At 67.4% G+C, this 12682-nt stretch carries 9 protein-coding genes; 7 read left to right on the top strand and 2 right to left on the bottom strand.

What is annotated here, in order from left to right:
* Positions 1 to 171 precede the first annotated feature (171 nt).
* Positions 172 to 1614 (top strand): mechanosensitive ion channel family protein, encoded by a 1443-nt coding sequence (locus tag H7A76_RS13130; protein ID WP_185698889.1) that lies wholly within the window; start codon positions 172 to 174, stop codon positions 1612 to 1614.
* A gap of 190 nt (positions 1615 to 1804) precedes the next feature.
* Here the strand turns inward: H7A76_RS13130 and H7A76_RS13135 are convergent, their stop codons facing one another.
* On the bottom strand, positions 1805 to 2569 hold the full coding sequence (locus H7A76_RS13135; protein WP_185698890.1) for an AraC family transcriptional regulator: 765 nt from the start codon (positions 2567 to 2569) through the stop codon (positions 1805 to 1807).
* Positions 2570 to 2666: 97 nt separating this feature from the next.
* On the opposite strand from H7A76_RS13135, the gene H7A76_RS13140 reads away from it, so the two are divergent.
* From H7A76_RS13140 to H7A76_RS13165, 6 genes are all read left to right on the top strand, one after another.
* A complete protein-coding gene (locus tag H7A76_RS13140; RefSeq protein WP_185699045.1) occupies positions 2667 to 3794 on the top strand; it encodes an MFS transporter in 1128 nt (375 codons plus the stop codon).
* A 97-nt stretch (positions 3795 to 3891) separates the two neighbouring features.
* Positions 3892 to 4803, top strand: a complete 912-nt coding sequence (locus H7A76_RS13145) for a universal stress protein (protein WP_185698891.1) — start codon at positions 3892 to 3894, stop codon at positions 4801 to 4803.
* A 163-nt stretch (positions 4804 to 4966) separates the two neighbouring features.
* Positions 4967 to 5350 carry a DUF2946 domain-containing protein gene (locus tag H7A76_RS13150; RefSeq protein WP_185698892.1) on the top strand — a complete coding sequence of 128 codons (384 nt, stop codon included), beginning with the start codon at positions 4967 to 4969 and terminating at the stop codon, positions 5348 to 5350.
* 118 nt (positions 5351 to 5468) lie between these two features.
* Positions 5469 to 7637 (top strand): TonB-dependent receptor, encoded by a 2169-nt coding sequence (locus tag H7A76_RS13155; RefSeq protein ID WP_185698893.1) that lies wholly within the window; start codon positions 5469 to 5471, stop codon positions 7635 to 7637.
* A gap of 52 nt (positions 7638 to 7689) precedes the next feature.
* On the top strand, positions 7690 to 9183 hold the full coding sequence (locus H7A76_RS13160; RefSeq protein WP_185698894.1) for a PepSY-associated TM helix domain-containing protein: 1494 nt from the start codon (positions 7690 to 7692) through the stop codon (positions 9181 to 9183).
* 126 nt (positions 9184 to 9309) lie between these two features.
* On the top strand, positions 9310 to 9840 hold the full coding sequence (locus H7A76_RS13165) for a DUF3087 family protein (protein WP_185698895.1): 531 nt from the start codon (positions 9310 to 9312) through the stop codon (positions 9838 to 9840).
* Position 9841: 1 nt separating this feature from the next.
* Here the strand turns inward: H7A76_RS13165 and H7A76_RS13170 are convergent, their stop codons facing one another.
* Complete coding sequence (locus H7A76_RS13170; protein WP_185698896.1) at positions 9842 to 12469, bottom strand: hypothetical protein; 2628 nt, start codon at positions 12467 to 12469, stop codon at positions 9842 to 9844.
* Positions 12470 to 12682 lie beyond the last annotated feature (213 nt).

Below are 12682 nucleotides of genomic sequence, written 5' to 3' on the forward strand. Positions count from 1 at the left end.
AGGTTGGGCGGCTCGTGCCGAGCCGTGCGGCAGCGGCTACACCTGATCGGCCTCTGAAGCCGTCGTATCCCGGCGGCTTGCCTCTTTCCCACCATGCCCGGCTTTTGCGGCTATACCTGCTGCAAGCCCTTTCGTGCGATCTTGCCGTCCTCGTCTTGCCGGAGCGCCTCGATGTTGTCCCTGTTCACCAACCACCCGCTGTTGGCCGCGCTGTTTCTGCTGTTCCTGGATATCGTGCTCTGGCGGGTGATAGGCGCCCGTGGCGAGTACTGGAAACTGGCGGTACGGGTGCTGATCTTCTGCCTCTACAGCCTGATGCTGTTCAACCAGGGCATGAACCCTTTGCAGGCCGCGCCCTGGCCGGACGATGTACCGCTGCACCTGGCCGCCACCGGCCTGGAGATCGGCTGGTGGCTGTTCGGCGCGCGGACCCTGACCGTATTGCTGGGCACCCTGATGATGCAGCAGGTCGGTCATACCGGACGGCTGCTGCAGGACTTGATGGGCGCGCTGATCTTCCTGGTCGCCATCATCGCCGCCCTGGCCTATGTGCTGGAGCTGCCGGTCAAGGGCGTGCTGGCGACCTCCGGGGCCTTGGCGATCATCGTCGGCCTGGCGTTGCAAAGCACCCTCAGCGACCTGTTTTCCGGGATCGTGCTCAACACCACCAAGCCCTACCAGATCGATGACTGGATCGCCATCGACGGCACCGAGGGACGGGTGCTGGACATCGACTGGCGCGCCACCCGGCTGCAGACCTCCCAGGGCAGCATGGTGGTGATTCCCAACTCCCTGGCCTCCAAGGCCAAGATCACCAACTTCAGCCGGCCCAGCGATGTCCATGGCGTGGCGGTGAGCCTGCAGGTCAGCCCCCATGCCCGGCCGCAGAAGGTCATCGAGGCCCTGGAGCGCGCGACCCTGGGCTGCCGGTTCCTGTTGGCCAGCCCGGCTGCCAGCGTCGCCATGAAAAGCACCAGCAGCACTGGCGCGGAGTACGAGATCAGCGGTTTCGTCGCCAGCATGGGGCAAAAGCGCGAAGTGCGTAACCAGCTGTTCGACCTGGCGTTCCGTCACCTGCAAGCCAGTGGCATCAGGTTGTTGTCCAGTACCGAAACCAGCCAGCCACTGGCCTTGTCCCGGCCCCGGGCACTGCTGGACACCTCGAGCATTTTTTCCACCCTGCGCCAGGAGGAGAAGGACACCTTCAGCCAGAACATGCAGTTGCAGACCTTCCGTGCCGGCGAGGTCATCCTGCCGGCCGGCGAGGTCAGCGATCATCTGTTCATCATCGAGTCCGGGGTGGTGTCGGTGACCATGCAGCGCGAAGGCCAGCCGTTCGAGGCCGGGCGCATGGGGCCGGGCGAGGTGATCGGCGAGGCTGGGGTGGTGTCCGAGGAGGCCACCCTGGCGCAGTTCTCGGCCAAGACCTTCTGCAGCCTGTACCGCATCGACAACGAGTTCCTCAAGCCGTGCCTGGATGCTCGTCACGATATCAACGAAGCCATGAAGAACCTGCTGGATTTCCGTCGGCATATGGCCCGGAGCCTGACCCAGGCCCAGCCCCAGCCGGTATTGAAGAAGGGCTTCATGCAATGGCTGCGTAGCCGCACCTGAGGCGCACCGGCAGGCCTGTCCTCCCGGCCTGTCCGGCGACTCGTGCCGGGTCGTGCGCAGCCTGCGGCAGCGGCTGCACGAAGCCCCCGGGCATTGGTCGCGACCAGGGGGAGCATGGCGATCTGCGCCATCGATAGCTGGAATCGCCTGGCGGTCCGGTTTCGCACACTGCCCCAGGAATGAGAGCCCTTTATTTGAAATAGGCGCGGGGCGTGGTACCGGTCATGGCCTTGAAGAAGGCGATGAAGATGCTGTCGCTGGCAAAGCCCAGCTCGAAGGCGCAATAGCTGATGCTGCGACCGGTGGCGAGCCATTCGATGGCGCGCATCAGCCGCCATTGCTGGCGCCACTGCTGGTAGCCCAGGCCAGTCTCGCGCTGGAAAATGCGGCCGATGGTCCGGCTGCTGGCACCGACCCGGGTGGCTAGCACCTGCAGTTCCGGTGGCAGGCTTTGCAGGTCGTCCAGCAGAGGTTGCAGGCGTTTGTCCCGGGGCAGGGGCAAGGACAGCGGCTGGCGCGCGGCCGTAGCGATTTCCTCGAGACACAGGCCCAGCAGGTGCGGATAGCGCCCCTGGCTCCAGTCACAATCGAAGGCGGCCTGGGCCATGGGCTCCAGCACCGCGTGCAGCAATGGGGTGACCTCGATCACCGCCACCTCCGCGGGCAGCCGCGGGGACAGTTCGCGGCAGAAGTACAGCGAGCGGTAGTCCACGCTTTGCTGCATCTGGGCGCGATGGCGGACGCCGCAGGGTATCCATGCCGCTCGCGAGGGGGGCAGCAGGCACAGGCGGTCGGCCAGGGTGATGCGCGTGCAGCCCTGGCGGGTGTACAGCAACTGGCCGCGCTGGTGCTGGTGCAGGCCGGAGTCGTGATCGCCCAGGGTCGCGGCAATGCCCACCACCGGGGCAGTGAAGGCGTCCGGGTCGAAACGGGCCTGGGGCTCGAGCCATGCCATGGTTGTCTGGTTTCCGATGTTTATTGGCAGGATTTCGATAATACGCCAATGTCGCCTGCCTAGAATCGCCGGCATGTCTTTCTTGCCGAGCACCCTGATGAATCCCCGTACCTTATTGCCCCTGGCCATGGTCTTGCTGATGTTCCCGCAGATCGCCCAGACCCTCTACAGCCCGGCCCTGGCCGACGTCGGCCAGGCCTTCGGCGTGCCCCCGGAGCAGGCGGCCCAGAGCCTTTCGGTATTCATCCTGGGATTTGCCCCGGGCGTCGTATTGTGGGGCCGCCTGAGCGATCGCTGGGGCCGACGCCCGGCCTTGCTGGGCGGCCTGGCCCTGTATGCCCTGGCCCAGTGCCTGGGGCTGCTGGCCAGCCCCTTCGCCGCCTTTTTGTGCTGCCAGGCCCTGGCCGCCGTGGGCGTGGCAGCTGGCTCGGTGGTGACCCAGACCTTGTTGCGGGACCTGTTCCAGGGGCGTGAACTGGCCCGGGTGTTCTCCCTGGTCGGCATGGTGCTGGCGGCCAGCCCGGCCATTGGCCTGTTCGCCGGTTCGGGCCTGACCCAGGCCCTGGGGTATCGCGGGGCTTTGGCGGCCCTGTTGGTACTGGCCCTGATACTGCTGGCCTGTTGTGCCCGGGCGCTGCCGGAAACCCGGCCGCCGGCCCAGCCCCTGGCGCCCCTGGCCGGGACCCTGTGGCAGATGCTGCGCGACCCTGGTATCTGGCGCTCGGCGCTGCTGGTGGCGGCGTTCAACATTGCCTTGCTCAGCTACTACAGCCTCGGTCCCTTCCTGTTCCGCCAACTAGGCCAGGGCGAGCAATGGTTCGGCTACAGCGGCGCGTTGCTGGCCCTGGGCTCCGGTTGTGGCGCCTGGTGCAATCGCTGGCTGCTCGGGCGCGGTTGGCAGAGTGCCCGGCTGCTGGTGCTGGCGGCCCTGGCGGTGCTGGCCGGGGGGCTGGGAGTACTGGCTTTGCAACACAGCCTGTGGCTGGTGTTGCCCATGGGCGGTGTGGTGCTGGGTTTCGGCCTGGCGATCCCGAATATCCTCGGCTCGGCATTGGTGGCCTACAGTGACCGGCTGGGCAGTGCCGGGGCCTTGTTCGGCCTGTTCTATTACTTGTTGATCGGTGCCGGATTGCTGCTGGTGGGCTGGGGCCAGGCCCTGGGGGCGAGCCTGTGCCTGTGCGGCGCAATGGCCCTGTTGCTGTGCTTGCCGGGCTTGCGCCGCTAGTCTTGATGGAGAAGCGCTGGCGCCGTTGATGCGTATCAAGGCGTTCGTGGCTGCCAGGCTCGACACTCGAGGCCACTGCCCAACAAGGAGGTGCACCATGAGCCAGTACCAGCGTCTGCTGCTGATCGCCGATCCCCAGCAGCACCAGTCTCCCGCCGCCCGCCGGGCCGCCGCCCTGGCCCGGGCCAGTGGCGCCAAGCTGCATGCCCTGGTGTTCGTCGAACCGCCAGCGCGTACCTACCTGTGGGAAGAACACCTGGAGGACAGCGAGCGCCAGGCTTACCTGCAGCGCCATGAGCGCTGGCTACAGGTGGAGGCGCAATGGATGCGCGAGCAGGGGGTGGAAGTCAGCACCCAGGTGATCTGGAGCACCCAGGTGCTCAAGGACATGCTGGACTGCATCGCCGAGTTCCAGCCTGACCTGCTGATCAAGGACGTGACCCTGGAATCGGCGCTCAAGCGGGTCTTCGTCACACCACTGGACTGCCACCTGCTGCGCGACGCCCCGGTGCCGGTGCACCTGGTCAACGATGCGCCGAACAACCTGCCACGGCGGATCGTCGCGGCGGTGGACCCGGCCCAGTCCGATACCCAGATCAGCGGCCTCAATGCCCAGATCATCCGCACCGCCAATGCCCTGGCCTTGCAGTGCGACGCGCAGTTGCACCTGCTGTATGCCTACGACCTGATGCCAATGCTCGACGGCGTGGCGCCGGTGGCTTCCACGGCCTGGAGCGTCAATTGCCTGGACGAGTTGCGCGATTCCCTGCACCAGGAGTTCGAGCGCCTGGGGGATGCGCACAACGTACCCCAGGAGTTCCGCCACTTCATCATGGGGCCACCGGTCCCGGGCATCGCCCAGTTCGTCGATGAATACCTGGTGGACACCGTGGTCATGGGCACCGTGCACCGCAGCGGTTTCGGCCGGCTGATCGGCAGCACCACCGAGCGGGCGCTGTACTCGATGCCGGGCAGCATCCTGGCGGTAAAATCCCTGGACCGCGAATGAGCGCCCGCCAGCGCGGTATTTCAGGTTGAACGCGTAAGCCCCGGCGGCTCGTGCCGAGCCGTGCGCAGCCTGGGGCAGCGGCTACACGAAGCGCTGGGGGCGTGCTCAGGAAAAATGTAACGGTGATTTTCCACGGCGTTGCCCGCTGTTAACCTTGCGCCCCATGACTCGCACCTCGCCCTATCGCCGCCACGTTGCCTGGACGCTGTATTTCTGCGTGCTGTTCAACGTGTTCGTCTGCGGTCTGGGCCATGGCCAGGTGGCGGGGCTGGAGCTCAATGGCGTAGGCGGGCAGTTCTGTTCTGCCATGGGCAACCAGGGCCCGGCGGTGGACACCGACTTCAGCGACCAGGCGGGTGCCGGCTGGCTCAATACCCTGGTCTGCCCGCTGTGCTCGGCCGTCACCCTGGGCCTGGGGCTGCTGTTCTGCCTGGCCTGGCTGTTGCGCCGCCAGCGCCCGCAACGACCCAAGGTCGCGCAGCATGACAAGGCGCCGCCACGCTATGGCTGGCCGCCCCTCAACCCTCGGGCTCCCCCTCTGAGCTGACCTGGCTCCCCGGCGACCGGTCGCGGTCGCCTCCTTGCCGTCCCAGGCCTGTTGCCGTGCGTGCGTTCGCGTGGCCACGGGCGGGCGACATCCGATGGTCTTTTCCGAGTCCGAGACTATGAAGTACCTGTATCGCTCTCCAAGCTGCGCGGCGCTGTGCTGCGCCCTGTCTTTCAATGCCCTGGCCGAGGGCACGCTGGAACTGCCGCAGATGCGCATCAGCGCCGATGAACAGAAGAAGTTCGGCCTGCAACTCGATACCCAGGGCACCACCGGTTCGCGCCTGGGCCTGACTCCCAGGCAGACCCCGGCGTCGATCAGCGTGGTCGAGCGCCAGCAGATCGAGCAGCGCGGCGTTGCCACGACCCAGGATGTATTGCTGGGCATGCCGGGCATGAACGCCGCTTCGTCGCCGGGTATCCCGGGGTTCGTGTCCTATCGCGGCTTCTCCGGGCCGCAAATCACCCAGTTGTTCAATGGCATCAGCGTGCAGTACGACTCCATCGCCGCGCGGCCGGTGGACAGCTGGATCTACGATCGGGTCGAGGCGGTGGGCGGGCCCTCGAGTTTTCTCTACGGCGCCGGGGCCGTAGGCGGCTCCATCAACTACATCACCAAGCTGGCCTCGCGCAGCGAGTCGTTCAACGAAGGGCGGATCAGCTACGGCTCCTACGACAGCCGCGACCTGTCCCTGGGTTTCAACCACGCCCTCAACGCCGGGCCGGGCCCCCGGCACTACGCGCGGCTGGACTTCAACCACAGCACCAGCAACGGCTACATCGATCGCGAGCAGCGCGAGGCCTGGACCCTGGCCTTTTCCCTGCTGACGGATATCAACGACCAGCTGTCCCACACCCTGGCCTTCGAATACCAGGACGAGCGCGTCGACAGTCCCTACTGGGGAACCCCGGCCCTGGCGCCGCTGGAGGGCAAGATGCACGTGCAGCGCAGCCGGCGCTTCGAGAACTACAACGTCGACGACGGTCGCTACGAGCAGCGGGTGCGCTGGCTGCGCTCGATCATCGACTACCAGGTCGACGATGCCACCTCGCTGCGCAACACCCTGTACCACTACAACGCCGATCGCGAATACCGCAACGTCGAGAACTACGCCTACAACGCCGACAACTCCCGGGTGATCCGTTCCGGCACCTTGCTCCAGCGCCATGCCCAGGAGCTCAACGGCAATCGCTTCGAACTGCTGCATCAGGGCAATGTGTTCGGCCTGGACAGCCAATGGTCGGCGGGCATCGACTACAGCCACAACGTCATGAGCAACTACCCGCTGTCCCTGCCGGGCCCGGGTGACCAGCTCGATCCGGATCGCTTCGAGCCTGGCAGCTTCTGGAAACTGCCCGGAGTGCGCCGCAGCTTCGACAAGAACCGGCGCAACCAGGTGGACACCTGGGCGCTGTTCCTGGAAAACCGCCTGCAACTCAGCGAGCGCTTGTCCTTGCTCAGCGGCCTGCGCCATGACCAGATCGACCTGGAAGTGACCAACTACCGGGCCGTCAACGCGGCCAACCCGGCGTTCTTCCAGCGCAAGTACCGGCCTACCACCGGGCGCTTGGGTCTGGTCTACGAGCTGACCCCGACGGCCAATGTCTATGTGCAATACAGCACTGCCGCCGATCCGCCCTCCGGGGTCCTCACCACCGCCAGCTATGGCCAGGTGCGCGACTTCGACCTGAGCACCGGCAACCAGTGGGAAATCGGCAGCAAGTTCGACTTCCTCCAAGGGCGCGGCTCGGCCACCCTGGCGGCCTACCGCATCGAACGCAAGAACCTGTCCACCGCCGACCCGGCCAACCCGGGCAATAGCCAGCCGGTGGGCCAGCAGTCTTCCCGCGGGGTCGAGCTGGCGGCGTCGCTGCGGGTCACGCCCAAGCTTCTGGCCGAGGGCAACTTCGCCTATGTCGATGCGCAGTACGACGAGTTCTATGAAAACGTCGGCGGCCGGCCGGTATCGCGCAAGGGCAACCGTCCCACCAACATTCCCGAGAAGGTGGCCAACCTGTGGTTGACCTACGACCTGGACCCGTCCTGGCAGGTGGGGGCCGACAGCCGCTATGTGTCGTCGATGTACGCCAACGCGGCCAACACCCGCTATGCCCCGGGCTACGCGATCTTCGGCGCCTTCGTCGGCTATCGGGTCGATGCCGATACCCGGGTCACCGCCCGGGTACGCAACCTCACCGACCGGGTGTACGCCCGTAGTACCGCGCCGACCCAGCTGTACCTGGGGGCGCCGCGGACCTTCGAGCTGGCGCTGCAAACGCGCTTCTGACCTGAACCGGCGGGGCGCCCGAGGGGCCCCGCGTCGCTGCGAGATCGATGTGATGAAGCGTTACCTGTACCTCTGGCACCGCTGGCTGGGGATCGTCGCCTGCCTGTTCATGGCCCTGTGGTTCATCTCCGGGGCCGTGATGCTGTATGTCGGATATCCCAAGCTGACCCCCGCCGAACACCTGGCTCACCTGCCGCCGCTGGTCCTGGACCAGGAGGGCGCCAGCCTGGAGCGGGTGTTGGCGGCCGCCGACAGCGGGCAAGCGCCGACCAGCCTGCGCCTGCTCACGGTGGCCGGAACCCCGCGTTATGTCCTGGAATATCCCCGGGCGCGCAAGCTGGCGGTGGACGCCCGCAGCGCCCGGCCCATGCCCCCCACTGACTGGCCCCAGGCGCTGGCGGCGGCCCGCCAGTTCGCCCCGGGAGTGGCCGCAAGCGAGCGTGGCGTGGTCGAGCAGGACACCTGGAGCCTGTCCCGGGCCCTGGATGGCGACCGGCCGTTGCATCGGGTGGCGGTGGCCGATGCCGAGGACCGGCTGCTGTACGTTTCCGCCAGCACCGGCGAAGTGGTGCGCGATGCCACCGCCAACGAGCGGGCCTGGAACTGGGTCGGTGCCTGGCTGCATTGGCTGTATGCGTTGCGCGGCATCGGCATCGATGACGCCTGGGGGCCGATCGTCACCTACCTGTCCCTGGGGGCGACGCTGATGGCGGTCCTGGGCCTGGCGGTAGGCCTGTTGCGCTGGCGCTTCAGCCGCACCTATCGCAATGGCTCGCGCTCGCCCTACCAGGGCTTTGCCCGTTGGCATCACCTGGGCGGCTTGCTGTTCGGGGTGCTCGCCATCACCTGGATCTTCAGTGGTTTGATGTCGATGAACCCGTGGAAGGTCTTCAGCAGTACCCGACCGCTGTCGCTGGCGGCGTACCAGGGCGCGGCGCTCGAGGCCGCGGCCTTTCCCCTGGATGCGCGCCAGGTCCTGGAGCGCTTTGCCGGCGACGGCCTGCGGGCCCGGGAGCTGGAGTGGCGGATGATCGCCGGCCAGGGCTACGTGATCGGCTACGACGGCGGCGGGCGCACGCGGATCCTGGACATGGCCGCGGACCGGGTGCTGCCGCGGTTCGAGCCCCGCACCCTGCAACAGGCGGCCCAGGCCATCAGCCCTGGCCAACCGCTGCAGGTCGAGCAACTGCAAGCCTATGACTTCTACTACTACGCCCGGGAGCCCCAGAGCATGCTCGGCCATCTGCAGCAGCGCCTGCCGGTACTGCGGGTGCGCTTCGACGATCCGGCCCGGACCTGGTTGCACCTGGATCTCTACACCGGCGCCGTGGTGGGCCAGCTCGACCAGCCACGGCGTGCCTCGCGCTGGTTGTTCGCCCTGCTGCACAGTTGGGACTGGCTGCCGCTGCTGGGCAAGCGACCCCTGTGGGACCTGTGGATGTTGCTGTTCAGTGCTGGTGGCTTGCTGATCAGCGTCAGTGGCGTGGTGCTGGGCTGGCGGCGGCTGGGGCGCGCATTGCGTCCTCGCCGGCCCCGGGAGCGATAGCGGTGAATACCGACCTGGATCAAGCCGTGGGGAGATTTCCGTCCTGTGCGGCGATTTTCGTCACCGCCGTGGCCGCCAGCGGTGATAATGCCCGCCCATTTCCTTGCCAGTGGAGCCCATCGCCCCATGTTCGTCATCACCCCCCAGGACCCTGAGCTCTACCGTCGGCAGACCCGGCGCAGCACCCTGATCATCGCCCTGGTGTTCATTGCCCTGGCCATGCTGTTCTCCAGCGCCGCGGTGGCGCTGTTCGGCCAGGGGGGCGGCGACAACCTGGTCTGGAACGCCACCGGGGTGGGCGTTGGCCTGCTGGTCTGCGCAGCCCTGGTACGCAGTGTGTTCTGGCACCAGCCGTGGATGGCGGCGGCGGTCTATGGCTGGCGCCTCAAGCGCAGCCTGATGCGGGTGACCAACGTCATGCACCAGGTCACCGCCGGGGTGGCCGCCCGTGACCCGGCGGCCCTCAAGCTGCTGCGTTTCTATCACCTGGGGCTGGGCCAGATGCACCAGCTCGATGCCAACTCCAGTGCCCATGGACAGATGCTCGGCGAGGTGGAGCGGCACCTGGCGCTGCTGGCCGAACAGGGCATCGACCCGCAGCAGGAGCGCCTTCAGGCGCAATGGCTGGAAGCGGTCAAGGCGTACCAGCCACGCTGAGCTAGAGCGCTGCTTCACCCTCGAGATAGCGCCACAGGGCCTCGGCTACGTCGTTGGTTTGTCCCTCCTGGCCGAACAGCGTCCGGCCGATCTCCAGGCCCAGTTGCCGGTAGCTCTCGAACTGCGCTTGGTCGAAGAACTGGTCCACGGTGCTCTGGTTGGGAAAGCCCGGGTTGTTGCGGGCGTAATTGCGCACGTCGGGGGCCAGCCCGGCGATCAGACGCGGCTTGAGCACCAGGATCCGGCAATGGGGCTGGGCGGCGATACCGCTCTCGCAACCCGGCGCATGGGCATGCACATTGAGCAGCAGCGCGCACTGGCGGCTGTCGGCGTCCGGTGGCTGGCGGAACTGCTCCTGGCTGGCGAACACCGTCTTGAGCAGCGGGTGCTGGAGCACGCCCGGGTCCTCGCGGATCTCCAGGGCCTGGTCGATACGCGCCAGGCGCACCAGGTTGGCCAGGTCATCGAAGCGGTAGTCCGGATCGCAGCCGCTGTCGCAGGTCACGATCAGCCGCACCTGGCGCTCCTGGCGCAGCAGCTCGTAGGTGGCGGTGTTCTCAAAGTGCCCGCCGTCGGACAGGTATTGGTAGTCGCGGCGATGCCCGTGGAAACGCGCCGTCAGTTCGTAGAACAGGTAGGCCTGGGTGCTGAAGTAGGTCCAGGGCTTGAGGTCCTGGCGCACCCAGTGCTGTTGGCCGGGGTCGAGGAAGCGGCTGGGCCACCAGATGCCCAGGCGCACGTTGGCCAGGCCCAGTACCAGCGACATGCCCAGGCTAGTGGCTCGCCCCAGGCCGGTACTGAAGGCGGCGCCGGACACGCCGATCCATCCGCCCAGGCTCAAGGGCAGCATGATCTCCGAGGCCGGGGCCTGTTGCAGGTCGCGGCGGTAGGGCTTGCCGTCCAGGGTGTAGCCTTCGGCCGGGCCGTCGCAGGGGGCGCAGCTACCGTCCAGGGCCGGCGCCCAGTTCGGGGCGATGCACAGCGGCTGGCCCTTGCGATCGCGCTGCACCAGCTGTTCGGCGGGGTCCACCGTGAGGTTCATGGTGACGTTGATCAGGTGCACCGGTCCGGCGCTGGGGGTGGCGTAGTACTGCTGCAACGACAGGTCGTCGCTGGACATCGGTTCGGCCACGCTCAGGTAGGTCCGGCGCTGCTGCGCCGGGCCGTTGAAGCGCCGGCCATTGGAGGCGCCGAGGTAGGCCCGGGTCAGCCGGGCGCTATAGAAGGCCTGTAGCGACGAGGTATTGAGAAAACCGATGAAGCGGCCGCTGACGCACACCAGCAGCGCCGCCAGCAGGCTCAATCCCAGCAGGCGCCAGGCCGCCGCCGCGTCGTAGGCCACCCTGCCACCGTCGTGGGCCACCCACTGCACCAGCAAGGCCCAGCCCAGGCACAGCAGGGCCAGCAGCAGGCCACCGGCGATCAGCGCCAATACATCCAGCGGCAGCTTGCGCATCCAGCCCGGCAACGGTTTCTCGTCCTTGAGCAGCACCAGCCGCCGCACCAGCCACATCACCAGCACCAGCAAGGCCAGGGCGCCCAGGGTCCGGTAGGTCTGCAAGTAGCCGTACAGCAGCTCGGCGCCGCTCACCAGCAGGGCGAGGAACACCAGCAACGCCACCGCGGCCATGGCCCGGCCCAAGGCCCGGGTGACCTGCACCCGGTAATTGCGCACGCAGTTCTGGCAGGTACTGTCCTTGCCCGCATCGCGGTTGTTGGCCAGGTTGCGCACCAGTTGGCGGGTGATCAGCAGTGCATTGCTGCCCACCAGGGCGGCGGCCAGGGCCAGGACGCCCACGCCATGCCACTGGGCTACGTTATCGGCCAGGCCGCCAGCCAGCCACAGGCCGGCGACCAGCGCCAGCAGGCTGCGGTAGGCCGCGTTGTCCAGGCGCGGCGGCTGGTCCAGGTCGCCCCGGGGAATCACCAGCCAATAAGCCACGGCGCAGGGCAGGGCGAAGAGCAGGGCGGCCATCAGCGGCCAGAGCAAGAGGCTGCTTTGGCTCAGCACCTGGAACAGGCTGAGCAAGCTGAGCACCAGCACGATCGGCAGGCCGAGCATGGCGTGCAGCGACAACCAGTTGCGCCAGGTCATGGCCAGGGCATACAGCATGTCGCCGGCGCCGGTGGGGGTCAGGTAGCGACCGTTTTCCCGCAGCCAGGCCGTAGGCCCCTGGCCCACCGGGCGCTCGGCGTAGTCGACGCCGGTGCTGATGCGCCCCGGTGGTTCGAAGCGCAGGGCCTGGTAGGCGTCGCGGGCGGCCTGGCCCACCGGGTCGCGGGAATCCGCAGGGCGCAGGCGGCCGGGCAGGAACAGGCTGGAGAAGAAACTGCCGATATAACCGCCGCCACTGACCGTGGACAGGTAGTCGAACCGCGACAGCAAGCTGCGTTCCTCGGCGTTGGCCGGAGGCTGTTCGGGGTTGGCCTGATGGGTGTCGGGGGCCGGTGCCCGGGCCATAGCCTGCAGGACCCCGAGGCCGAAGGTGGCGCTGCGGATGCCGCCGCCGGACAGCGCCAGGCCCCAGTTCTCCAGGGGTGGCTGCTGCGTGGCGGATTGTTGCAAGTTCAGGCGCCTGAAGCGGATGCGTTGCTGTTCGATCTGGTAGGGGGTGTCGGCGGGTGTCATGGGCCTTCCTTGGATACGCAGGGAGCGCTGGGCCGGGCGCCCCGGCAAGCGCCGAGCAGAATACCGGATGCCGGGGCCCGGGTATGCAGCCGGGCCCGGCGACAGCAGGTCCGGACCGCGCGTGGCTGTGGGGCGACGCAAGGTCCGGTGGTGCGCAGGATGCAAGCGGGGTGGGGTTGTCATGCGTCGGGCGCATGGGAAATTCAAAAGTGG

The organism is Pseudomonas sp. MSSRFD41, assembly GCF_014230245.1.
GTDB classification, from domain to species: Bacteria; Pseudomonadota; Gammaproteobacteria; order Pseudomonadales; family Pseudomonadaceae; genus Aquipseudomonas; species Aquipseudomonas piscis.

Coding starts and splice junctions, on each gene's coding strand:
- H7A76_RS13140 (WP_185699045.1), top strand. CDS start 2,667: ATGAATCCCCGTACCTTATTGCCCCTGGCCATGGTCTTGCTGATGTTC.
- H7A76_RS13130 (WP_185698889.1), top strand. CDS start 172: ATGTTGTCCCTGTTCACCAACCACCCGCTGTTGGCCGCGCTGTTTCTG.
- H7A76_RS13155 (WP_185698893.1), top strand. CDS start 5,469: ATGAAGTACCTGTATCGCTCTCCAAGCTGCGCGGCGCTGTGCTGCGCC.
- H7A76_RS13150 (WP_185698892.1), top strand. CDS start 4,967: ATGACTCGCACCTCGCCCTATCGCCGCCACGTTGCCTGGACGCTGTAT.
- H7A76_RS13165 (WP_185698895.1), top strand. CDS start 9,310: ATGTTCGTCATCACCCCCCAGGACCCTGAGCTCTACCGTCGGCAGACC.
- H7A76_RS13145 (WP_185698891.1), top strand. CDS start 3,892: ATGAGCCAGTACCAGCGTCTGCTGCTGATCGCCGATCCCCAGCAGCAC.
- H7A76_RS13160 (WP_185698894.1), top strand. CDS start 7,690: ATGAAGCGTTACCTGTACCTCTGGCACCGCTGGCTGGGGATCGTCGCC.
- H7A76_RS13170 (WP_185698896.1), bottom strand. CDS start 12,469: ATGACACCCGCCGACACCCCCTACCAGATCGAACAGCAACGCATCCGC.
- H7A76_RS13135 (WP_185698890.1), bottom strand. CDS start 2,569: ATGGCATGGCTCGAGCCCCAGGCCCGTTTCGACCCGGACGCCTTCACT.